This is a genomic window from Pseudomonas sp. S2_A05 (assembly GCF_054668485.1).
In genome coordinates this window covers 5,511,583-5,532,722 of sequence record NZ_CP162775.1, presented here as the reverse complement: position 1 = coordinate 5,532,722, position 21,140 = coordinate 5,511,583, and the positions used below count along the sequence as shown (strand labels likewise).

Annotated in this window: 19 protein-coding genes; 10 read left to right on the top strand and 9 right to left on the bottom strand. The window is 61.8% G+C overall.

The genetic code is table 11. The annotated features are described in order from the left end of the window. Positions 1-77: 77 nt before the first annotated feature. Positions 78-1,436 carry an 8-oxoguanine deaminase gene (locus AB4O12_RS24995; RefSeq protein ID WP_073471861.1) on the top strand — a complete coding sequence of 453 codons (1,359 nt, stop codon included), beginning with the start codon at positions 78-80 and terminating at the stop codon, positions 1,434-1,436. Between the two features lie 124 nt (positions 1,437-1,560). Here the strand turns inward: AB4O12_RS24995 and AB4O12_RS24990 are convergent, their stop codons facing one another. Then, positions 1,561-2,652 (bottom strand): calcium:cation antiporter, encoded by a 1,092-nt coding sequence (locus tag AB4O12_RS24990; RefSeq protein ID WP_041479650.1) that lies wholly within the window; start codon positions 2,650-2,652, stop codon positions 1,561-1,563. Between the two features lie 286 nt (positions 2,653-2,938). Here AB4O12_RS24990 and AB4O12_RS24985 point away from each other — a divergent pair, with 286 nt between their 5' ends. The 3 genes from AB4O12_RS24985 to AB4O12_RS24975 all read left to right on the top strand — a co-directional run bounded on the left by AB4O12_RS24985 (position 2,939) and on the right by AB4O12_RS24975 (position 6,157). Continuing rightward, positions 2,939-4,012, top strand: a complete 1,074-nt coding sequence (locus tag AB4O12_RS24985; protein WP_460059892.1) for a BMP family ABC transporter substrate-binding protein — start codon at positions 2,939-2,941, stop codon at positions 4,010-4,012. Between the two features lie 145 nt (positions 4,013-4,157). Beyond that, positions 4,158-5,123, top strand: a complete 966-nt coding sequence (locus AB4O12_RS24980) for a 2-oxoglutarate and iron-dependent oxygenase domain-containing protein (protein WP_150638123.1) — start codon at positions 4,158-4,160, stop codon at positions 5,121-5,123. An 80-nt stretch (positions 5,124-5,203) separates the two neighbouring features. Beyond that, on the top strand, positions 5,204-6,157 hold the full coding sequence (locus AB4O12_RS24975; protein WP_024011466.1) for an adenosine deaminase: 954 nt from the start codon (positions 5,204-5,206) through the stop codon (positions 6,155-6,157). Positions 6,158-6,278: 121 nt separating this feature from the next. On the opposite strand, the gene AB4O12_RS24970 is transcribed toward AB4O12_RS24975, so the two are convergent. The 3 genes from AB4O12_RS24970 to AB4O12_RS24960 all read right to left on the bottom strand — a co-directional run bounded on the left by AB4O12_RS24970 (position 6,279) and on the right by AB4O12_RS24960 (position 9,755). Next, positions 6,279-7,646: an MFS transporter gene (locus tag AB4O12_RS24970; RefSeq protein ID WP_056787772.1), complete on the bottom strand. Its 1,368-nt coding sequence runs from the start codon at positions 7,644-7,646 to the stop codon at positions 6,279-6,281. A gap of 127 nt (positions 7,647-7,773) precedes the next feature. Further along, positions 7,774-8,508, bottom strand: coding sequence for an ArsR/SmtB family transcription factor (locus AB4O12_RS24965; protein ID WP_041479646.1), 735 nt, complete (start codon positions 8,506-8,508; stop codon positions 7,774-7,776). A gap of 317 nt (positions 8,509-8,825) precedes the next feature. Further along, the gene (locus AB4O12_RS24960; protein ID WP_460059891.1) at positions 8,826-9,755 is read right to left on the bottom strand and encodes a LysR family transcriptional regulator; all 930 of its coding nucleotides are present in this window, start codon (positions 9,753-9,755) and stop codon (positions 8,826-8,828) included. Between the two features lie 119 nt (positions 9,756-9,874). Between AB4O12_RS24960 and AB4O12_RS24955 the strand changes: the two genes are divergently transcribed. The 3 genes from AB4O12_RS24955 to AB4O12_RS24945 all read left to right on the top strand — a co-directional run bounded on the left by AB4O12_RS24955 (position 9,875) and on the right by AB4O12_RS24945 (position 11,540). Continuing rightward, complete coding sequence (locus AB4O12_RS24955; RefSeq protein ID WP_460059890.1) at positions 9,875-10,168, top strand: putative quinol monooxygenase; 294 nt, start codon at positions 9,875-9,877, stop codon at positions 10,166-10,168. A 32-nt stretch (positions 10,169-10,200) separates the two neighbouring features. Then, positions 10,201-11,214: a zinc-binding alcohol dehydrogenase family protein gene (locus tag AB4O12_RS24950; protein ID WP_460059889.1), complete on the top strand. Its 1,014-nt coding sequence runs from the start codon at positions 10,201-10,203 to the stop codon at positions 11,212-11,214. A 152-nt stretch (positions 11,215-11,366) separates the two neighbouring features. Next, a complete protein-coding gene (locus AB4O12_RS24945) occupies positions 11,367-11,540 on the top strand; it encodes a hypothetical protein (RefSeq protein WP_024011461.1) in 174 nt (57 codons plus the stop codon). A 17-nt stretch (positions 11,541-11,557) separates the two neighbouring features. Here the strand turns inward: AB4O12_RS24945 and AB4O12_RS24940 are convergent, their stop codons facing one another. Next, positions 11,558-12,754: a multidrug effflux MFS transporter gene (locus AB4O12_RS24940; protein WP_016771824.1), complete on the bottom strand. Its 1,197-nt coding sequence runs from the start codon at positions 12,752-12,754 to the stop codon at positions 11,558-11,560. Positions 12,755-12,841: 87 nt separating this feature from the next. After that, positions 12,842-13,039, bottom strand: a complete 198-nt coding sequence (locus AB4O12_RS24935) for a cation transporter (RefSeq protein WP_460059888.1) — start codon at positions 13,037-13,039, stop codon at positions 12,842-12,844. Between the two features lie 148 nt (positions 13,040-13,187). Between AB4O12_RS24935 and AB4O12_RS24930 the strand changes: the two genes are divergently transcribed. From AB4O12_RS24930 to cueR, 3 genes are all read left to right on the top strand, one after another. Continuing rightward, complete coding sequence (locus AB4O12_RS24930) at positions 13,188-13,571, top strand: hypothetical protein (RefSeq protein WP_024011458.1); 384 nt, start codon at positions 13,188-13,190, stop codon at positions 13,569-13,571. Between the two features lie 208 nt (positions 13,572-13,779). Continuing rightward, positions 13,780-16,173: a copper resistance metal-translocating P1-type ATPase CueA gene (gene cueA, locus AB4O12_RS24925; protein ID WP_460059887.1), complete on the top strand. Its 2,394-nt coding sequence runs from the start codon at positions 13,780-13,782 to the stop codon at positions 16,171-16,173. After that, positions 16,170-16,583, top strand: coding sequence for a Cu(I)-responsive transcriptional regulator (cueR, locus tag AB4O12_RS24920; RefSeq protein WP_016771827.1), 414 nt, complete (start codon positions 16,170-16,172; stop codon positions 16,581-16,583). The genes cueA and cueR overlap by 4 nt, the downstream gene beginning before the upstream one ends. On the opposite strand, the gene AB4O12_RS24915 is transcribed toward cueR, so the two are convergent. The 3 genes from AB4O12_RS24915 to AB4O12_RS24905 form a co-directional block, all read right to left on the bottom strand. Further along, on the bottom strand, positions 16,537-17,745 hold the full coding sequence (locus tag AB4O12_RS24915; RefSeq protein ID WP_460059886.1) for an MFS transporter: 1,209 nt from the start codon (positions 17,743-17,745) through the stop codon (positions 16,537-16,539). The genes cueR and AB4O12_RS24915 overlap by 47 nt on opposite strands. A gap of 559 nt (positions 17,746-18,304) precedes the next feature. Next, complete coding sequence (locus tag AB4O12_RS24910) at positions 18,305-19,201, bottom strand: PA4780 family RIO1-like protein kinase (RefSeq protein ID WP_016771829.1); 897 nt, start codon at positions 19,199-19,201, stop codon at positions 18,305-18,307. A gap of 430 nt (positions 19,202-19,631) precedes the next feature. Beyond that, positions 19,632-20,909, bottom strand: coding sequence for an acetyl-CoA C-acetyltransferase (locus AB4O12_RS24905; protein ID WP_460059884.1), 1,278 nt, complete (start codon positions 20,907-20,909; stop codon positions 19,632-19,634). Positions 20,910-21,140 lie beyond the last annotated feature (231 nt).

Below are 21,140 nucleotides of genomic sequence, written 5' to 3'. Positions count from 1 at the left end.
GCGGCGACCCTGGATCAGCAGACAGGGCAACACTGAGCTGGCAACCCTGAACCCAACTTTCAGAGGAGCCGGCCACAATGCCTGCGACCCGTACCTGGTTAAAAAATCCCCTCGCCATTTTCACTTCCAACGAGCTTGATGCCCGTGGCGGCCTTGTCGTGCAAGACGGTGTCATCGTCGAAGTCCTCGCTGCCGGTCAGCAGCCGTCGGCGCCGTGCAATGAAGTGTTCGATGCCCGCGAGCATGTGATCCTGCCGGGCCTGATCAACACCCACCATCACTTCTATCAAACCCTGACCCGCGCCTGGGCGCCGGTGGTCAATCAGCCGCTGTTCCCGTGGCTGAAAACCCTGTACCCGGTATGGGCGCGGCTGACCCCGGAAAAACTCGCCCTCGCCACCAAAGTGGCGCTGGCCGAATTGCTGCTCTCGGGTTGCACCACGGCTGCCGACCATCACTATCTGTTCCCGGACGGTCTGGAAAACGCCATCGACGTGCAGGTCGAAACGGTGCGTGAACTGGGCATGCGCGCCATGCTCACACGCGGCTCGATGAGCCTTGGCGAGAAGGACGGCGGTCTGCCTCCGCAACAAACGGTGCAGGAAGGTCAGGTGATTCTCGACGACAGCCAGCGGCTGATTCACGAGTATCACGAGCGTGGCGATGGTGCGCAGATCCAGATCGCTCTGGCGCCATGCTCGCCATTCTCGGTGACCCCGGAAATCATGTCGGCCAGCGCTGATCTGGCGAACAAGCTCGATGTGCGTCTGCACACCCACCTCGCTGAAACTCTCGATGAAGAAGACTTCTGTCTGCAACGCTTCGGCCTGCGCACCGTCGATTATCTGGACAGCGTCGGCTGGCTCGGCCCGCGTACCTGGCTGGCCCACGGCATCCATTTCAACCCCGACGAAATCGCCCGCCTCGGCCAGGCCGGCACCGGCATTTGTCACTGCCCAAGCTCGAACATGCGCCTGGCGTCCGGCATCTGCCCGAGCATCGAGCTGACCGACGCCGGCGCGCTGTTCGGTCTTGGCGTCGACGGTTCGGCGTCCAACGATGCCTCGAACATGATCCTCGAAGCGCGTCAGGCCCTGTACATCCAGCGCCTGCGTTACGGCGCCGAAAAGATCACCCCGGAGCGCGTACTGGGCTGGGCGACCAAAGGTTCGGCGAGCCTGCTCGGCCGCACTGACATCGGCGAAATCGCCGTGGGCAAACAGGCGGATCTCGCGTTGTTCAAGCTCGATGAACTGCGCTTCTCCGGTAGCCATGATCCGATTTCGGCGTTGCTGCTGTGCGGCGCTGACCGAGCGGATCGGGTGATGATCGGCGGCAAGTGGCGTGTGGTTGATGGTCAGGTTGAAGGGTTGGACCTGAAAGGTCTGATCGCCGATCACAGTCAAGCCGCTCGCCAACTGATCGCCGGGACCTGACTCACCGCCGTTCAAAACTGTGGGAGCGAGCCTGCTCGCGAAGAAGGAGTGTCAGACAACATGTTTGTTGGATGACACACCGTTTTCGCGAGCAGGCTCGCTCCCACATGGGTATCTGCCAGCCCTAAAGGCCCAGTAGCGACAGCATGATGAATGTGGCAAACAGCACAAAGTGCGTCATGCCCTCAATGGCGTTGGTCTCGCCGTCATTGAGGTTGATTGCGCTGACGATCAGGGTGATGAAGATCATCACCGTTTGCACCGGGGTCATCGCCATTTGAAACGGCTGGCCGGTGTACAGCGCCATCGCTTCCATCACCGGTACGGTCAGAATCACCGTCGACAGTGACGCCCCCATCGCAATGTTGACCACCGACTGCATGCGATTGGCCAGCGCCGCTCGTAATGCGGTGAGAATCTCCGGCGCGGCGGAAATCGCTGCCACCAGAATCGCCGTGATTACCGGCGGCGCGCCCGTGCCTTCCAGGCCCAGATCGAGGGTCTTGGACATCACCTCGGCCAGTGCGCCGATGATCACCACCCCCGACACCAGAATGCCGACCGACAGCGCCAGGCTGACCGGTTTCGGCTCCTGCTCGACCGGCTCCTTTTTGCGACGTTTGTCCGGATAGCTGTAGCTGAAAAAGTAACTGTGCGGGCCGACCTGCATGCGCAGGAACAGCGCGTAGAGCACCATCATTGCGCCGATGGTGAACGCCGAATACATCTTCCAGTTGGCCTCGGGAATGAACTCCGGGACCACCATCGACACCCCCATCGCGGTGAGGATCATGACGCTGTAGCTGCGCGCCGAATCGTCGTTGTAGGACTGTTCGCCGTGTTTGATCCCGCCCATCAAAGCGGCGAGGCCGAGGATGCCGTTGATGTCGAGCATCACCGCTGAATAAATCGTGTCGCGCACCAGTGTTGCCGAGGCTTCGTTGCTCATCATGATCGCCAGGATCACCACTTCGACCAGCACTGCCGAGAGTGTGAGGATCATCGTGCCGTAGGGATCACCGACTTTTTCCGCCAGCAGTTCGGCGTGATGAGCGACGCGCATTGACGCGGCGACGATGAAGGCAATCAGCAGCAGACCGCCGCCCAGCGCGACGATCTGGCCGCTGTGCAGCAGCCAGTGTTCCAGTGGATAAGCGACGCACGCGGCAAGGACTGCCAGCAGCAGGAAGCTTTCTTGTTTGAGGATCGAGAGCATGACGGGCCTTTTGCCGAAAAGAGCTGATGAAGCTACTGACTGCCGCGCGCCGCTAACGTTTCGTTACATCTTTACGCACCACGCGATGGCAGCTGGATTCAGGCATGCACTTTTATTGGCCTTGCCGGCCTCTTCGCGAGCAGGCTCGCTCCCACATTGAAATGCGTCCCTGTGGGAGCGAGCCTGCTCGCGAAGGCCGCACCGCGTTTTCAAATGAGTTTGTTGTCCTGTTGGTCAGCAATTTGCATTGGCCCTGAGCACACACAACAAAATGGAGTTCGGGTTCATGCCAATACGTCCGCTGCACAAACTGCTGTACGCCGCCATCGGTCTGGGAATCAGCCTGAGCGCCAGCGCTGCCGATCCGCTGAAGGTCGGTTTCGTCTACATCGGCCCGATCGGTGACCACGGCTGGACGTATCAGCACGAACAGGGGCGCAAGGCCCTGGCGGAAAAACTCGGCACGCAGATCACCACCAACTACGTGGAAAACGTCGCCGAGGGCGCCGACGCCGAGCGGGTGATCCGCAACATGGCCAAGGACAAATATGACCTGATCTTCACCACGTCTTTCGGCTACATGAACCCGACAGTGAAAGTCGCCAAGCAATTTCCCAAGGTGACGTTCGAACACGCCACCGGTTACAAGCAGGACAAGAACCTCGGCACCTACCTGGCGCGCACTTACGAGGGCCGTTACGTCGGCGGTTTCCTCGCGGCGAAGATGACCAAGACCAAGAAGATCGGCTACGTCGCCTCGTTCCCGATTCCGGAAGTGATCCGCGACATCAACGCCATCCAGCTGGCCTTGAACAAGTACAACCCCGGCACCGAAATCAAAGTGGTGTGGGTCAACTCCTGGTTTGATCCGGGCAAGGAAGCCGACGCCGCCAACGCGCTGATCGATCAGGGCGTCGACGTGGTGTTCCAGCACACCGACAGCCCGGCGCCGATCCAGGCTGCCGAACGGCGCGGCGTGTATGCCGTGGGCTACGCCTCGGACATGGCCCGCTTCGGCCCGAAAGCGGTGCTGACCTCTATCGTCAACGACTGGGCGCCGCACTACATTCAGGCGACGCAGAGCGTGATCGATCACACCTGGAAATCCCAGGATTACTGGGGTGGGTTGAAGGAAGGCACGGTGGAACTGCCGATCAGCGACCTGGTGCCGGCGCCGGTGAAAGCCGAAGCCGAGCAGTTGATCGCCGACATCAAGAGCGGCGCATTGCAGCCGTTTACCGGGCCGATCAAGGATCAGGCCGGTGTAGAAAAAATCCCGGCGGGCGTGAGCGCGACCAATGCGGAACTGGCTTCGATGAATTATTACGTTGAGGGCATGAAGGCCGAGATGCCGAAGTAGTCCCCCGATTCACCACACAAAACCCTGTGGGAGCGAGCCTGCTCGCGAAAGCGGTGTGTCATTAAACAAAAATGTTGTCTGACACTCCCTCTTCGCGAGCAGGCTCGCTCCCACATTGGAAACACAGCGTATTCAAGGATTGTGTATGGATCAGCTTCCGATCATTGATATCAGCCCGCTCTACAGCACCGATGAAAATGCCTGGCCCGCCGTGGCCGAGCAGATCGACCAAGCCTGCCGCGAGTGGGGCTTTTTCTATATCAAGGGCCATCCGATCTCGGCGCAACGCATCGACGATCTGCTCGGTCACGCCCAGCGCTTCTTCGCCTTGCCCGCCGCAGAAAAACTCAAGATCGACATCACCCAGACCCGCCATCATCGCGGCTACGGTGCGATTGCCACAGAGCAACTGGACCCGGACAAACCCAGCGATCTCAAAGAAACTTTCGACATGGGCCTGCATCTGCCGGACGAACATCCCGAGGTGCTCGCGGAAAAACCCTTGCGCGGCCCCAATCGGCACCCGGCGCAACCCGGCTGGGAAACGCTGATGGAGCAGCATTACCTCGACATGCAGGCGCTGGCGCAAACCCTGCTTCGAGCGATGACCGTTGCGCTGGGCATCGAGCGCGACTTCTTCGATACGCGTTTTGTCGAACCGGTCAGCGTGTTGCGCATGATCCATTACCCACCGCGTCACACCGCCAGCTCCGCCGAGCAACAAGGTGCCGGCGCCCATACCGATTACGGCTGCATCACCCTGCTCTATCAGGACAGCGCCGGCGGTTTGCAGGTGAAGAACGTCAAAGGTGAATGGATCGACGCGCCACCGATTGACGGCACGTTCGTGGTCAACCTCGGCGACATGATGGCGCGCTGGAGCAACGACCGTTATCGCTCGACGCCGCACCGGGTGATCAGCCCGCTGGGCGTGGATCGCTATTCGATGCCGTTCTTCGCCGAACCGCACCCGGACACGCGCATCGAATGCCTGCCCGGCTGCCAGGACGCGCAGCATCCGGCGAAATATCCGACCACCACCTGCGCGCAATTCCTGCTGTCGCGCTTCGCCGATACCTACGCGTATCGACGTGAGCAAGAGGCGGTTTGATCGATCACCTGGTCAGGTTTTGCCAATTGTTGCGGCCAGCCTCTGTAGAATGCCGGCATTGCACCTGATGAGAAAAGACTATGTACGACTGGCTCAACGCCCTGCCCAAAGCCGAACTGCACCTGCATCTGGAAGGTTCGCTGGAGCCTGAACTGCTGTTCGCCCTGGCCGAGCGCAACAAGATCGCCCTGCCGTGGAGCGACGTCGAAACCCTGCGCAAGGCCTACGCCTTCAACAATCTGCAGGAATTTCTCGATCTGTATTACCAGGGCGCCGACGTGCTGCGCACCTCGCAGGACTTCTATGACCTGACCTGGGCCTACCTGCTGCGCTGCAAAGCACAGAACGTGATTCATACCGAACCGTTCTTCGACCCGCAGACCCACACCGACCGGGGCATCCCGTTCGAAGTGGTGCTCAACGGCATCGCCGCCGCCCTCAAGGATGGCGAGACGCAACTGGGCATCAGCAGCGGTTTGATCCTCAGCTTCCTGCGCCACCTCAGCGAAGACGAAGCGCAGAAAACCCTGGATCAGGCGCTGCCGTTCCGTGATGCGTTTGTCGCGGTCGGGCTCGACAGTTCCGAGATGGGCCACCCGCCGAGCAAATTCAAACGCGTCTTCGATCGCGCCCGCGACGAAGGTTTCCTCACCGTCGCCCATGCCGGTGAAGAAGGCCCGCCGGAGTACATCTGGGAAGCCATCGACCTGCTGAAAATCCAGCGCATCGACCATGGCGTACGCGCGATCGAAGACGAGCGCCTGATGCAGCGGATCATCGACGAGCAGATTCCTCTGACCGTATGCCCGCTGTCGAACACCAAGCTCTGCGTGTTCGATCACATGTCGCAGCACAACATCCTCGACATGCTCGAGCGCGGCGTGAAGGTCACGGTCAACTCCGATGACCCGGCGTATTTCGGTGGGTACGTGACCGAGAACTTCCATGCGCTGCACGAGCATCTGGGCATGACCCAGGATCAGGCCAAGCGCCTGGCGCAGAACAGCCTGGATGCGCGGTTGGTAAAACCGTAAGCAACACCGCAAAACCAATGTGGGAGCGAGCCTGCTCGCGAAGAGGGAGAGTCAGTCAACATTTACGTTGAATGACACACCGCTTTCGCGAGCAGGCTCGCTCCCACATTCATATCGATGTTCACTCGGTAAGCTCTTCCAGGGTCTTGCCCCGCGTCTCCATCCCGAACAACCACACCACGCCCGCCGCAATCGCGAAGCACGCCGCGCCCAGCGCGAACACCCCGCCCTGCCCGGTAATCGGGAACACCAGCCCGGTCACCAATGGCCCGAGCAGAGAGCCGACGCGGCCGATGGCCGAGGCGAATCCCGAGCCGGTTGCCCGCGCTGAAGTCGGATACAGCTCTGGCGTGTAGGTGTAGAGCACCGCCCACATGCCGAACAGGAAAAACTGCATCAACAATCCGGTGCCGATCAGCAACGCGACGTTGCCGCCGAACACCGCACTCTGCCCATACAGAAACGCCATCACCCCGCCGCCGAGCAGGGTGACGATGCACACCGGTTTACGCCCCCAACGCTCGACCAGCCACGCCGCCATGAGGAAGCCGGGAATCCCGCCGAGCGAGATCAGCACCGTGTAGTACACCGACTGCGTCACGGCGAAACCCGACTGCTGCAGCAATGCACTGAGCCAGGAAGTCAGCCCGTAAAAACCCAGCAATGCGAAGAACCACAGACTCCAGATCATCGTTGTACGCTGGCGATATTGCGGCGACCAGATCTGCTTGAGTGCCGAGAAGAAATTACCCGGTGGCGTCACCGTGCGTGGCAAACGAACCGGTTCCGGCAAGGCTGCACCGCAGAGCGAAGCACGCACTCGCGCTTCGATGCCGTTCAACACCTTGTCCGCGTCGACGTCGCGCCCGGCCTGTTCCAGCCAGCGCGGCGACTCAGGGATGAAAAAGCGGATAGCCAGAACGAACACCGCCGGCACCGCCAGTACCAGGAAGATATCGCGCCAGCCAATCAGCGGCAGCAGGAAGTACGAGAGTACGCCCGCCGCGACAAACCCCAGCGGCCAGAAGCCGTCCATCAGGGCGATGTAGCGCCCGCGCCGTTGTGCTGGAATCAGCTCCGAGAGCATCGACTGTGCGATGGGAAACTCCATGCCCATGCCAATTCCGAGCAGGATGCGAAACAGCGTCAGCGTCTCCACCGTTTGCGCCGTCGAACACAGGTAACTGGCCACGCCCCACAGCACGATGCTCCATTGAAACACCGGTTTGCGCCCGAAGCGGTCGGCGAGCATTCCCGACAGCGACGCGCCGAGCACCATGCCGAAAAAGCTCGAGCTGGCCAGCAACCCCGCTTGCGCACTGCTCAGGCCGAACTCGGCTTTGATCGAGCCGAGCAGGAAAGTCATCATCGCCAGATCCATGGAATCGAAGAAAAACGCCAAGGCGATGATGATGAAAATGACGCGGTGATAGCCGCTGAGCGGCAGCCGTTCCAGGCGTTCAGCCGCACTAAAGCGTTGTGTATTCATGTTGTGCTCCCCCATCCGGAAAATCCCCGGATCGAGTGTGCGCGATGGTCATACAGAGGTCGTACTGGATGCGACCTGTTCACAGCCGTGGACGACGTCAGCCTTCAGCTCATCGCCGAGCAACGCTCTAGAACGCTGTTTCCAGCTCGGTTTCCTTGGCAAAGCGATGGATTTCGCGCTGGCCGGTGGCGGTCAACTGCAAGGCGCGGGAATCGTTGGGCAAGGTCAGCCAGCCGGACTGCATGAACAACTGCAACAGCGCCGCGCCCAGTGAGCCGCCCATGTGCGGACGGCGCTCGCTCCAGTCCGGGCAGGCGCAGGCGACCTGCACGTTGCGGTGGGCCAGGGCCTGGATGAACACTCCGCGCTGCGCCAGTCGGGTGGAGCCCTTGTGCGTCACCACCACCCGCTGCTCAAGCTGTTCGATCCAGCCGGCGTCGAGCAGGCGCTGATACAGATCGGCCGCCAGGGTGCCGCCCAGATGATCGTCGCAGAACCGCGCGCGCAACAGCGAAGACGGCGCCGCCTGCGGCCTGACCATGGGAGTCGTGCGTTTCAGCGCATCAGGGATTTGCCGTGGCGCGCTGGCAATGGTGGCGCTGGCCAGTGCTTCGATTGCCGCGCCGATTTCCGGTGCCGCCAGGCGAAAGAAGCGTTTGCGCCCACGCATTTCGATGTTCAACAGCCCCCCTGCGGACAGGCGTCCCAGATGCGCACTGGCCGACGACGGCGATAGCCCGGCCAGCAGCGCCAGCTCTTCGGCTTGCCGGGCCGAGCCATCCATCAACGCCCACATCATCGCGCTGCGCTTGGGGTCGGCCAGCAATGTCGCGATCTGGCTGATGCACGGTGCATGTTCCATATGTTCACTCCCTGTTGAATCGTATCGTCTACCGCTCGGAGACATCCTGGCCGGTTATGGGGCATCGGCCAACACGCGAAAATCGCCCGGGATCGGTGGCAAGGGATGCCACCGACACCAGCTGCTCCGGCACACAACCTGGCAGCAGAAGTAGCAACCGTCACCAAAAGCCGGCAACGCGTTACGGGGTCTGCGCGCCGGGTGTCAGTGCAGGCATGAGGCGGGCGCTAGTATAAGCGGGTTAAGCCAGACGTCCTGCGCCTGGGCCTGGGCAGGTGGCGATTGTTCCTGACAGAAATTTCTCTAATTGCCTGCGACTAATGATCAACTTTGAGGAAACCGGGAAATTGGCTACTCAATTCGGCGCATCGGCTGGCGAGCATCGCCCTCAGCAGGTTCACCGGCTTACTCAATTGTGCGCGATGGGCGCACAACAGATTCAGCGGTGCGCGCTCACACAGCAGTTCCGGCATCAGCACTTTGAGGCGTCCGGCGAGCACATCGGCGCCGACGTCGAGCCAGGATTTGTAGGCAATGCCGGCACCGGCCAGCGCCCATAACCGTACTACGTCGGCGTCATCGCTGAAGCGGTCGCCGCTGACGGTCAGGCCGACTTCGCGCTTGCCATCGTGAAAACTCCAGTGGTCGTGAACGCGGCTGCCGAGCATGTAGAGCAGGCAATTGTGCTGGGCCAATTGCTCGAGATGGCGCGGCTCGCCCTGCCGGGCCAGGTAATCGGGGGATGCGCACAACACCCGGCGATTGTGTGGCGCGATGGGCAAGGCGATCAGGCTGGAATCTTCCGGCTCGCCGTAGCGCAGGGCGATGTCCACCGGTTGCCGGAACAGGTCGGCGATGCGGTCGCCAAGCAGCAGGCGCACCGTCAGTTTCGGGTGTTCACGCTGGAACGCGTCGAGCCACGGCAGCAGCAGATTGCGACCGAAGTCCGAGGGCGCCGAAAGCTGCAAAATCCCGCTGACCTGGTCCTGACCGCTGGCGAGCAGGCGACGCCCCTCGTCGAGATTGCTCAGGGCGGCGCGGGCATACTCAAGGAAGCCTTCGCCCTCGGCGGTGAGGCGCAGGCTGCGGGTCGAACGCGCCAGCAGCCGCGCACCGAGTTGCTGCTCGATGCGCTTCAACGCCGCGCTGGCCACCGCCGCGGACATGTCCATCACCCGTGCCGCCGCCGACAGGCTGCCCAGATCCGCCGCGCGAACAAACAACTGCAAGTCATCAAAACGCAGCATGCGCAGCCTCGATTATCAAAAAAATATTGAAAGAGACTGCTCTTTTAGCCGGTTTTATCGCGCAGAGAAATAGCCAATGATGACCTCCATCGAATTCACCCCGATTCTGGAGTCCACGCATGTCCCAGCCCTTTACCGCTATCGCCACCCTGACCGCTAAATCCGGCCAGCAGGACGTTCTCGAACAGGCCCTGCGTGCCCTCGTCGAACCGAGCCGCGCCGAGCCCGGTTGTGGTCAGTACGACCTGCACCGCGACCTTGCCGATCCGCAGGTTTTTTATGTCATCGAACAGTGGGCCAGTGACGAGATTCTTGAGGCGCACAACGCCAGCGCGCATTTTCAGAAGTTTCAGGCCAGCGCCGGCCACACCATCGAACACTTCCAGCTCAAACGCCTCGGCAAGATTGTCTGAATCCTTCTTCTATCAACTGTACGGAGCCATTTATGAAAGCCATTGCCTATTACGCTTCCCTGCCGATCAGCGACGCCAAGTCCCTGCAGGACATTGAACTGCCAGAGCCGGTCGCCGGCCCGCGCGACCTCTTGGTGGAGGTCAAAGCCATTTCGGTCAACCCGGTCGACACCAAAGTGCGGCAGAACATGGCGCCGGAAAACGGCGCGGCGAAAGTGCTGGGCTGGGACGTTGCCGGTGTGGTCAAGGCGGTCGGCAGCGAAGTCACCCTGTTCAAGGCGGGCGACAAGGTGTTCTACGCCGGTTCGATCGCCCGGGCCGGTGGCAACAGCGAGTTGCACGTGGTCGATGAGCGCATCGTCGGTCACATGCCCAAGTCCCTCGGTTTTGCCGAAGCCGCCGCGCTACCGCTGACCGCCATCACTGCGTGGGAATTGCTCTTCGAGCGCCTGCAAATCAGCGAGGGCAGCAGCGATGAAGGCCAGAGCCTGCTGATCGTTGGTGCGGCGGGCGGCGTGGGCTCGATCCTTACCCAATTGGCCAAGCAGTTGACCGGCCTGAAAGTGATCGGCACCGCTTCGCGCCCACAGACCAGTGACTGGGTCAGTGAACTCGGTGCCGATCTGGTCATCGATCACAGCCAGCCACTGAGCGAAGAATTGAAGCGCGCCGGCATCGCCAGCGTGACCCACGTCGCCAGCCTGACCCAGACCGATCAGCATCTGGCGCAACTGGTCGAAGCCCTCGCGCCGCAAGGCAAGCTGGCGCTGATCGACGATCCGAAGTCACTCGACATCAGTCTGCTCAAGCGCAAGAGCCTGTCGCTGCACTGGGAGTTCATGTACACCCGCTCGCTGTTCGAAACGCCGGACATGATCGAACAGCACAAGCTGCTCAACCGCGTCGCCGAACTGATCGACGCCGGCACTTTGAAGACAACTTTGGGCGAGCACTTCGGCGTGATCAATGCAGCCAACCTGCGCCGCGCCCATGAGCTGCTGGAAAGCGGCAAGGCCAAGGGGAAAATTGTTTTAGAAGGTTTCTAAAAAAATAAAGCCCCGCAACCGCTCGTGATGCCAGAGCGGTTGCGGGGCTTTTTGCCGTCAGTCGGTTGCTTGACCCTTGTCACAATTACGCGGGTATCGAGGTCTACAATCGAAGCCTCTGCGATACATCTTTTACGCAAGGGAGGTCAGCAATGAAGATCCTGATAAAAGAAGTGGCAAAGTCCAAATGGCAGGTGCGCCTGGACCAGCACGTCGTAACCTTTCGCAGTGAAGCCGAGGCTCTGGCCTTCACTCGCACCCTCGAAGCGCGACTCTGCGCGCCCCACCGAATCCCCGAACCCAGCCAGCAGCGCGCCGCCGGCTGAGCTCCAAAGTCGAGCGTTCAGACCTGGGCTTGCGCCAACGCCCGGGCATTCTGCAAACGCCGGGTGAGCAGCGCGACGCTCACCACCAGCAAACCGCACAGGCTGATGACCATCGCCATCGGCACGGCGCTGCCATCGTGCAACACCCCCACCAACGCGGCGGCACCGGCGGCGATGCTGAATTGCAGGCAACCGAGCATTGCCGATGCACTGCCGGCACGGGCGCCCTGACCGTTCATTGCGCAAGCTGAGGCGTTGGGAATGATGCAGCCGAGGCTGGCAATGCAGATGAACAGCGGAATCAGCAACGGCCACAACGCCTCTGGACGCATCGCGCCGACCGCCAGCAGCGTCAGCCCGGCGAGGAAATACACCCACACCGCGCGCACCAGCAAGAACGCCGGGCCACGCTTGGCCAGCAGACGCGCATTGACCTGCGCCACCAGAATGAAGCCCGCCGCGTTGGTGCCGAACAGCCAGCCAAAATGCTCGGCGGGTACACCGTAGAGCTTGATGAACACAAACGGTGAGCCAGCGATGTAGGCGAACATGCCGGCGATCGCGATGCCGCCGGTCAGGGCGTGGCCGAGGTAGACCGAGTCCTTGACCAGTCGCGCGTACTGGCGCAACGCACCGGACAACGGCTGGCGCGGCACGTGGGCCGGCATGCTTTCCGGCAGCCCCAACGCCACCGCCAGACCCGCCGCCGCACTGAACCCGGTCAGGACCAGAAAGATCGACTGCCAACCCGTGGTGTTGACCAGCAGACCACCGAGCATCGGCGCCAGAATCGGCGCCAGGCCCATCACCAGCATCAATTGGGAAAACACCTTCGCCGAGCCGACCGCGTCGCACTTGTCGGCAACCACCGCGCGGGAAATCACCATCCCCGCGCAACCGCCCAATGCCTGGACGAAACGCGCGCCGATCAGCCATTCCAGGCTCGGCGCATAGGCGCAGGCCAATGACGCCAGGGTGAACAGAGCAACGCCGCTGAGCAGCGGAAGCCGCCGGCCAAAACGATCGGAAATCGGCCCATAAGCCAGTTGGCCCAGGGACAGACCAAGGAAATACGCCGCCAGCGTCAGCTGGACATGCTGCTCATCGGTGCCGAACGCCAGCGCCATGGCCGGGAAGGCAGGTAAATAGAAGTCGATCGCCAAGGGACCGAAAGCGCTCAAGGCGCCGAGTATCAAAATCGTGCGGAAGTTCATCAGGCATCCAGGTGGGCAAGTCGCAGCCCGACAGTCTAGCCGCGCCCGGACGCCTTGAACATTCCGATAGCTCGCTAACGATCAATTTCAGACGAGCTTCACCTCATAACCCTTTTCGCGAATCGCTGCGATGACCTGATCGGCACTCAGCGCGCTCTCGACGCCGACTTCCCTGGCCGCCAGATCGACGCGCACGCTGGCTGCCGGATCCAGCGCCTGCACCGCAGTGGTGATGGCTTTGACGCAATGACCGCAGGACATGCCTTGAACGTTGAACACTTGCATGGGAAGACTCCTTTGAGTGAGGTTGCCGGCAGTCTCAAGCTTGCCACGATGGCAAGGTCAAGTTCTGCGAAAAACTGCCGGGCTGGCATTCGGCGCCGCGCTCGGCCAAGCTGCATGCATCAATGACTGGAATTCAGGAGATTCAGCCATGCGCTGGTCAGCTTTGGGCCTGTTTGGCTTGCTCAGCCTTTTCGCCGCCGTCCCGCAGGTGCAAGCCGCCGGCGAGGATTACGCGGTACTGATCATTTCCCGCGAGCGCCTCGAAGTGGCGACCTCGTGCGAGATCGGCGTGTACATCCAGGACCAGCTCTCGGCGCGCCTGTTCCAGGAGCAGAGCACGTCGTTCAACCTGCCGCCGGGCAAGGTTTCGCTGCGCTTGAAACTGCTGCCGGGCCAGGCACCGGGTTGCAACCCCGGGATGCTCGCACCGGGCTCGCAGGAAGTCGTGCTGCACGCCGGGGATGTGCTGAAGTTCCGCCTGGCAATGAATGCCGAAGGCGTGTACCTGAAGCCGGCTGGCCTCGGTTACTGAGCCAAGCGCCGACCCGTTGCCGATCGTTCCCACGCTCTGCGTGGGAATGCAGCCATGGACGCTCTGCGTCCCGAAGCGTGACGCGGAGCGTCACAGGAGGCATTCCCACGCGGAGCGTGGGAACGATCAACATCTTGCGGAATGGTGCTTGACCTTGCCCGCATGGCAAGGTTGATCCTGTAGACATCCACTACAGGGAGCGCGACCGATGTCCGAATCCACCACTTTCGATCTGCCGATTGCCGGCATGACCTGTGCCAGTTGCGCCGGGCGTGTCGAGCGAGCGCTGCGCAAGGTCAGCGGCGCCAGTGCCGTCAGTGTCAACCTCGCCACCGAACAGGCGCGGGTACAGGCGCCCGGCGACAGCCTGCCGGCGCTGATGCAAGCCGTGGAGCGCGCCGGTTACAGCGTGCCCCGGCAAACCGTCGAATTGAGCATCGACGGCATGACATGCGCGTCCTGCGTCGGTCGCGTCGAACGCGCCCTGAGCAAAGTCCCAGGCGTGAGCAGCGTCAGCGTCAATCTGGCCAACGAACGTGCGCACATCGAATTGCTCGGCCAGGTCGATACGCAAACCCTGCTCGACGCGGTGAGCAAGGCCGGTTACTCGGCCAGAGTCTGGCAAGCTGAACGGCCACAGTCCGATGACCAGCAAAAACGCCTGCATCGCGAGCGCTGGGCATTGATCTGTGCGATCGCCCTCGCTCTGCCGCTGGTGCTGCCGATGTTGCTGCAGCCGTTCGGCATTCACTGGATGCTCCCGGCCTGGGCGCAATTCGCCCTCGCCACCCCCGTGCAATTCATCTTCGGCGCACGCTTTTATGTTGCGGCGTGGAAAGCCGTGCGCGCCGGGGCCGGCAACATGGACCTGCTCGTCGCCCTCGGCACCAGCGCCGGTTATGGCCTGAGTGTCTATGAATGGGCCAGCGCGGCGGGACGCATGCCGCATCTGTATTTCGAGGCCTCGGCGGTGGTCATCGCTTTGGTGTTGCTCGGCAAATATCTCGAAAGCCGCGCCAAACGCCAGACCGCCAGCGCCATCCGCGCTCTTGAAGCGTTGCGGCCGGAGCGGGCGATTCAAGTCATCGACGGGCGTGAGCAGGACGTTGCGATCAGCGCCCTGCGCCTCGACGATCTGGTGCTGGTCAAACCCGGCGAACGCTTCCCGGTGGATGGCGAAGTCGTTGAAGGCCAGAGCCACGCCGACGAAGCGCTGATCAGTGGCGAAAGCCTGCCAGTGCCGAAACAGCCGGGCGACAAGGTCACCGGCGGCGCGATCAATGGCGAAGGTCGTTTGCTGGTGCGCACCCAGGCGCTCGGCGCGGAAACCGTGCTGGCGCGGATCATTCGTTTGGTCGAGGACGCGCAAGCGGCGAAAGCGCCGATCCAGAAACTGGTGGACAAGGTCAGCCAGATCTTCGTGCCGACCGTATTGCTGATCGCCCTGGCCACGCTGATCGGCTGGTGGCTGTACGGCGCACCGCTGGAAACTGCGCTGATCAATGCCGTCGCCGTGCTGGTGATTGCCTGCCCGTGCGCCCTCGGCCTCGCCACCCCGACGGCGATCATGGCCGGCACCGGCGTCGCCGCACGCCACGGCATTCTGATCAAGGACGCCGAAGCGCTGGAGCGCGCCCATGAAGTCAGCAGTGTGGTGTTCGACAAGACCGGCACGCTGACCTCGGGTACGCCGCGTATCGCGCACTTCAGCGCGGTCGATGGTGACGAAAACAATCTGCTGACACTGGCCGGTGCCTTGCAGCGCGGCAGCGAGCATCCGTTGGCCAAAGCCGTGCTGGATGCAGCCGCCGAACGCGGCTTGAACGTGCCCGACGTCAGCGACAGCCAGTCGCTGACCGGGCGCGGCATCGCTGGCACGCTGGATGGCCGGCGCCTGGCGCTGGGCAACCGGCGGATGCTCGACGAAAGCGCCTTGAATGCCGGTGAATTGAGCACATCCGCCGAAGCGTGGGAACGCGAAGGTCGGACACTGTCGTGGCTGATCGAACAAAGTCCTGAGCCGAAGGTACTGGGTCTGTTCGCCTTCGGTGACACGCTGAAACCCGGCGCACTGCAAGCGGTGCAACAACTCGCCGCGCGGGGTATCCAGAGCCACCTGCTGACCGGCGACAATCGCGGCAGCGCACGGGTGGTGGCCGAGGCCTTGGGCATCCGCAATGTTCACGCCGAAGTGCTGCCTGCCGACAAAGCCGCGACGGTGGCCGAGCTGAAGAAAACCGGCGTGGTTGCCATGGTCGGCGATGGTATCAACGATGCCCCGGCCCTCGCCGCCGCAGACATCGGCATCGCCATGGGCGGCGGCACCGACGTCGCCATGCACGCGGCCGGCATCACCTTGATGCGCGGCGATCCGCGACTGGTGCCGGCAGCGCTGGAGATCAGTCGCAAGACCTATGCGAAGATTCGCCAGAACCTGTTCTGGGCCTTTGTCTACAACCTGATCGGCATTCCGCTGGCGGTGTTCGGCTTCCTCAATCCGGTGCTGGCCGGTGCGGCGATGGCGCTGTCGAGCGTCAGCGTGGTGAGCAATGCGCTACTGTTGAAAACCTGGAAACCCAAGGACCTGGAGGAACACCGATGAACATCGGCCAAGCGGCCCGACAAAGTGGCCTGAGTGCAAAAATGATCCGCTATTACGAATCGATCGGCCTGCTCAAAGCGGCCAATCGCACCGACAGCGGTTACCGCGTGTACGGCAGCGATGACCTGCACACGCTGGCGTTCATCAAGCGCTCGCGGGATCTGGGCTTTTCCCTGGAAGAGGTCGGCAAGCTGCTGACCCTCTGGCAGGATCGCCAGCGCGCCAGCGCTGATGTGAAAGCACTGGCGCGCCAGCACATCGACGAGCTGAACCAGAAGATCCGCGAGCTCGGCGAGTTGCGTGACACCCTGCAGGACCTGGTCGAGCATTGCAGCGGCGACCATCGCCCGGACTGCCCGATCCTCAAGGAACTGGCGTCGGGCTGCTGCGCGCAACCCGCCCGCGCCTGATCCGCAAAAGCGTCACCACGCACAACGTACCCAGGGGAATGCCGTGGAACAGCATGACCACGGCCCCCGGCGTCCACCACGCATAGAACGGCGCAGCGACCAGCATGCCGATACCGAAACCGGTCATCTGCAGCAAGGTCAGCACGCTGAAAAACGGCAGGCGCAACGCCGCAGGTTCCCGTTGCAGCCGTGACATCAGGCTGACTTCGGAAACCCCGTCGCCAAGCCCGGCCGGCAAGGCGAACAGCAGCAGACCGTAGAGGCCGTGCTGCTGGACCATCAGAATGAAACCGCATGACATCAGCGCCACGCCGAAGAAAAATCTTCTTTCGAGGTGGCTGTTCTCCGAGCCCTTGAGGTGACTGGCGATGCGTGCGCCGAGCAGTTTGCCGCTGGCCCATACCGCAAGCGCCAGGCCCAAGGTCGTACTCGCCGCCTCCGGCGTGAGCAGTTTCGAAATGATCGGGAAGCCGACGTTATGCGCGGCACTGCCCAAGGTGTCGGCCATGGTCACCGCGAGCATGGCCGCGACCACTGGCGCCGAACGCAGGCCTTGCCGCAGCGCAAACCATTCACCGCGTTCCGGCTGTTCGCTGACGTGCGTTTTTTCGAAACGCAGCGGCACGATCAGCAGCGCCGCGAGCAAATAGGTCAGCGCGTTGAGGGCGAAGACCGTTTCAAAACCAAAAGCAGCCACCAGCAACCCCGACACCAGACTGCCGCCGACCATGGCGGCTGAAGAGGCTGAAGTGATCCAGGCGTTGGCCTTGAGCAACTGCGCCGGCGCGATCAAACGCGGCAACTGGCTGTTGAGGCCGATGGCGAACATCGAATTGCCCAAGCCGAGGCCGAAGGCAATCAACGGCAACAGCCACGCCTGCTGACTCGCCGGAGTGATCAACAGCAGCCCCAGCAGCGCCGCACGCAACAGATCGAACGCAATCAGCGGCGCGCGGCCCTGCCAGCGTCGGTAGAAGCGTGTGCCGATCAGGCTGGCAAAAATTCCGCCACCGACGCGGCTGGCGAGGAAAATCCCGACGCTCATGGCGCTGTTGCTTAACAGGTAAACGTAGGTGGCCAGCGCGACCATGTTGAGGAAGGCGCCGAAATCGGAGATCAGCCGGGCGGTTACGATCAGGTGGGTGTTGCGTGGGGTGGTCACATTCAGTCCTTGAGTGTGGTTGGAGCGCTGGACAGTAGACGCGAATAAGCCAGGATCCGAAAGCCCCCTCACCCTAGCCCTCTCCCAAAGGGAGAGGGGACCGATTGGGGGATATTTGGGAGATACACCGACCTGAACGTTTTCCGTTGAATCCATGATCGACTCGGTTTTTTCAGGTCGATGTATGGCTCAAGACACCTCGGTCGGCCCCCTCTCCCTCCGGGAGAGGGACCGATTGGGGGATATTTGGGAAATACACCGACCTGAACGTTTTTCTTTGAATCCATAATCGACTCGGTTTTTTCAGGTCGATGTATGGCTAAAGACACCTCGGTCGGCCCCCTCTCCCTCCGGGAGAGGGACCGATTGGGGGATATTTGGGAGATACACCGACCTGAACGTTTTTCTTTGAATCCATAATCGACTCGGTTTTTTCAGGTCGATGTATGGCTAAAGACACCTCGGTCGGCCCCCTCTCCCCTCCGGGAGAGGGCTGGGGTGAGGGTGCTTTTTGACTCAAACAAAAAACCCGGCCGAAGCCGGGTTTTTCATCACGCGATCACTGCATCCACGGCGGTGGAGGCGGTTCTTCGGGTTTGCCTTTCGGCGCGTCGTCCGCCGCGCGAATGGCTTGCTTGCGTTCCTCGTCGAGGCGCGCCGCTTCGATTTCGCGCAGCACCCCGCCGACATCCGCCAGGTCCTCCGGATCGTCGAACTCGCCGGTCAGCACACTGTTCGGGTGCAAGGTGCCGGCTTCGTACAACGCCCACATTTCCTTGGCATATTTGGTCTTCTTCAATTCCGGCGCGAAGCGACCGAAGTACGAAGCCATGTTGCCAACGTCACGCTCGAGCATGCTGAACGCGTGGTTGTTGCCCGCAGCGTCGACTGCCTGGGGCAGGTCAATAATCACCGGACCGGTCGGGGTCAGCAGCACGTTGAACTCGGAGAGGTCACCGTGCACCAGACCGGTACACAACATCAGCACGATCTGCGAAATCAGGAACGCGTGATACTCGCGGGCCTGATCAGGCTCCAGCACCACATCGTTCAGACGCGGCGCAGCGTCGCCGAATTCGTCAGCCACCAGTTCCATCAACAGCACGCCGTCGAGGAAGTCATAGGGTTTGGGCACTCGCACGCCGGCGCCGGCCAGACGGAACAGCGCCGCCACTTCGGCGTTCTGCCAGGCGTCTTCGGTCTCTTTGCGACCGAACTTGGACCCCTTCGCCATGGCCCGCGCCTGACGACTGTTACGAACCTTGCGGCCTTCCTGATACTCGGCCGCCTGGCGGAAACTGCGTTTATTCGCCTCCTTGTAGACCTTGGCGCAACGTAACTGATTGCCGCAGCGCACTACATAAACAGCTGCCTCTTTGCCACTCATCAGTGGACGCAGCACTTCGTCGACCAGACCGTCCTCGATCAGGGGTTCAATGCGTTTTGGAGTCTTCATCAGCTTTTATTGTGGGTCCTTTATTACCAAACACGCGAATGTCACTCGTTATACGGCAATCCTCGCCCGACGGGGAGGGGTTGCCGACCTGTGAACCTTGAGGATGCACACACTGTGCCGGATCAATCGCAGCGACCCGGGCGAATCATAGCCGAGACCGTGGCATTGATTGGTATCGGTCGGCAAGGGCATTTGCGACAGAATCTGACATGGTCGGTGAACTTCAGTTGCCCTCACCCCAGCCCTTTCCCAGAGGGAGAGGGGGCCGACCGAGGTGTCTCCCGTAATACATCGACCTGACAGACCGCAGCGCTTCTGGTTTGAATCGCATCTCTGGATTCGGTGAAGGGCGCTCAGGTCGGCGTCGATTTCAAGCATCCCCCAATCAGTCCCCTCTCCCTTTGGGAGAGGGTTAGGGTGAGGGGCTTTTTCAGCGTTCAATGATCGCGGTGACACCCTGCCCGCCCGCCGCACAGATCGAAATCAACCCTCGGCCCTTGCCCGCCGCATCCAGCAGCTTGGCCAAATTCGCGACAATCCGCCCGCCCGTTGCGGCAAACGGGTGCCCCGCCGCCAGCGAACTGCCTTTCACATTGAGCCGACTGCGATCAATCGAACCCAGCGGTGCGTCGAGCCCCAGGCGGGTTTGGCAATATTCGGGATCTTCCCAGGCCTTGAGCGTGCACAGCACTTGCGCGGCGAAGGCTTCGTGAATTTCGTAGTAATCAAAATCCTGCAACGTCAGCCCATTGCGCGCCAGCAAGCGTGGCACGGCGTACACCGGCGCCATCAGCAGGCCCTCGGCACCGTTGACGAAATCCACCGCCGCCGCTTCACCGTCGCGCAAGTAGGCAAGAATCGGCAGACCGCGCTCTTTGGCCCATTCCTCACTTCCCAGCAACACCACCGAAGCGCCATCGGTGAGCGGCGTGGAGTTGCCGGCCGTCAGCGTGCCCTTGGCGCTTTTCTCGAACGCCGGTTTCAGCGTGGCGAGTTTTTCCAGGGTCAGATCGGGGCGCAGATTGTTGTCGCGGGTCAGGCCGAGGAACGGCGTCATCAGATCGTTGTGCCAGCCTTCGCTGTAGGAAGCGGCGAGTTTGTGGTGGCTTTCGAGGGCCAGTTGATCCTGTTCTTCGCGGGGGATATTCCAGGTCTGCGCCATCAGTTCGCAGTGCTCGCCCATCGACAGGCCAGTGCGTGGCTCGCCGTTGCGCGGGAATTCGGGGATCAGGTGCTGGGGGCGCAACTGCAAAAGGGTTTTCAGTTTGTCGCCGGTACTCTTGGCGCGGTTGGCCTGCAGAAGAATCCTGCGCAGGCCTTCGCTGACGCTGATCGGCGCGTCGGAGGTGGTGTCGACGCCGCCGGCAATGCCGCAGTCGATCTGGCCGAGGGCGATCTTGTTCGCCACCAGCAACGCCGCTTCCAGACCGGTGCCGCAGGCTTGCTGAATGTCATAGGCCGGCGTCGCTGGAGACAGGCGCGAGCCGAGCACGCATTCGCGGGTCAGGTTCATATCCCGTGACAATTTAAGCACCGCGCCTGCCACCACCTCGCCAATGCGCTGGCCGTGCAGGTTGTAGCGCTCGATCAGGCCTTCCAGCGCGGCGGTGAGCATCGCCTGATTGCTGGCCGTGGCGTACGGCCCGTTGGAGCGGGCGAAAGGGATGCGGTTACCGCCGATGATCGCGACGCGGCGCAGCTGGGTCATGGATAACTCCTGTGGAATTTGCGGATTCACATGGAAACCTGTGGGAGCTGGCTTGCCAGCGATGGGGGCGGCACTCCCAACCCTTCAGCGGCTGACACTCCGCCATCGCGGGCAAGCCCGCTCCCACAGGGTCAGTGGTCTACTCTGCTAAACCAGCGTAGGCCTTATTGCGCCGATCGAACGATTGATTGCCGTAGACAGTCCACACTTTGAACCCCAACTTCTGGAGAG

Coding starts and splice junctions, on each gene's coding strand:
- AB4O12_RS24970 (WP_056787772.1), bottom strand. CDS start 7,646: ATGAATACACAACGCTTTAGTGCGGCTGAACGCCTGGAACGGCTGCCG.
- AB4O12_RS24990 (WP_041479650.1), bottom strand. CDS start 2,652: ATGCTCTCGATCCTCAAACAAGAAAGCTTCCTGCTGCTGGCAGTCCTT.
- AB4O12_RS24940 (WP_016771824.1), bottom strand. CDS start 12,754: ATGAACTTCCGCACGATTTTGATACTCGGCGCCTTGAGCGCTTTCGGT.
- AB4O12_RS24985 (WP_460059892.1), top strand. CDS start 2,939: ATGCCAATACGTCCGCTGCACAAACTGCTGTACGCCGCCATCGGTCTG.
- AB4O12_RS24980 (WP_150638123.1), top strand. CDS start 4,158: ATGGATCAGCTTCCGATCATTGATATCAGCCCGCTCTACAGCACCGAT.
- cueR (WP_016771827.1), top strand. CDS start 16,170: ATGAACATCGGCCAAGCGGCCCGACAAAGTGGCCTGAGTGCAAAAATG.
- AB4O12_RS24930 (WP_024011458.1), top strand. CDS start 13,188: ATGCGCTGGTCAGCTTTGGGCCTGTTTGGCTTGCTCAGCCTTTTCGCC.
- AB4O12_RS24950 (WP_460059889.1), top strand. CDS start 10,201: ATGAAAGCCATTGCCTATTACGCTTCCCTGCCGATCAGCGACGCCAAG.
- AB4O12_RS24910 (WP_016771829.1), bottom strand. CDS start 19,201: ATGAAGACTCCAAAACGCATTGAACCCCTGATCGAGGACGGTCTGGTC.
- AB4O12_RS24935 (WP_460059888.1), bottom strand. CDS start 13,039: ATGCAAGTGTTCAACGTTCAAGGCATGTCCTGCGGTCATTGCGTCAAA.
- AB4O12_RS24905 (WP_460059884.1), bottom strand. CDS start 20,909: ATGACCCAGCTGCGCCGCGTCGCGATCATCGGCGGTAACCGCATCCCT.
- AB4O12_RS24955 (WP_460059890.1), top strand. CDS start 9,875: ATGTCCCAGCCCTTTACCGCTATCGCCACCCTGACCGCTAAATCCGGC.
- AB4O12_RS24945 (WP_024011461.1), top strand. CDS start 11,367: ATGAAGATCCTGATAAAAGAAGTGGCAAAGTCCAAATGGCAGGTGCGC.
- AB4O12_RS24965 (WP_041479646.1), bottom strand. CDS start 8,508: ATGGAACATGCACCGTGCATCAGCCAGATCGCGACATTGCTGGCCGAC.
- AB4O12_RS24960 (WP_460059891.1), bottom strand. CDS start 9,755: ATGCTGCGTTTTGATGACTTGCAGTTGTTTGTTCGCGCGGCGGATCTG.
- AB4O12_RS24995 (WP_073471861.1), top strand. CDS start 78: ATGCCTGCGACCCGTACCTGGTTAAAAAATCCCCTCGCCATTTTCACT.
- AB4O12_RS24975 (WP_024011466.1), top strand. CDS start 5,204: ATGTACGACTGGCTCAACGCCCTGCCCAAAGCCGAACTGCACCTGCAT.
- cueA (WP_460059887.1), top strand. CDS start 13,780: ATGTCCGAATCCACCACTTTCGATCTGCCGATTGCCGGCATGACCTGT.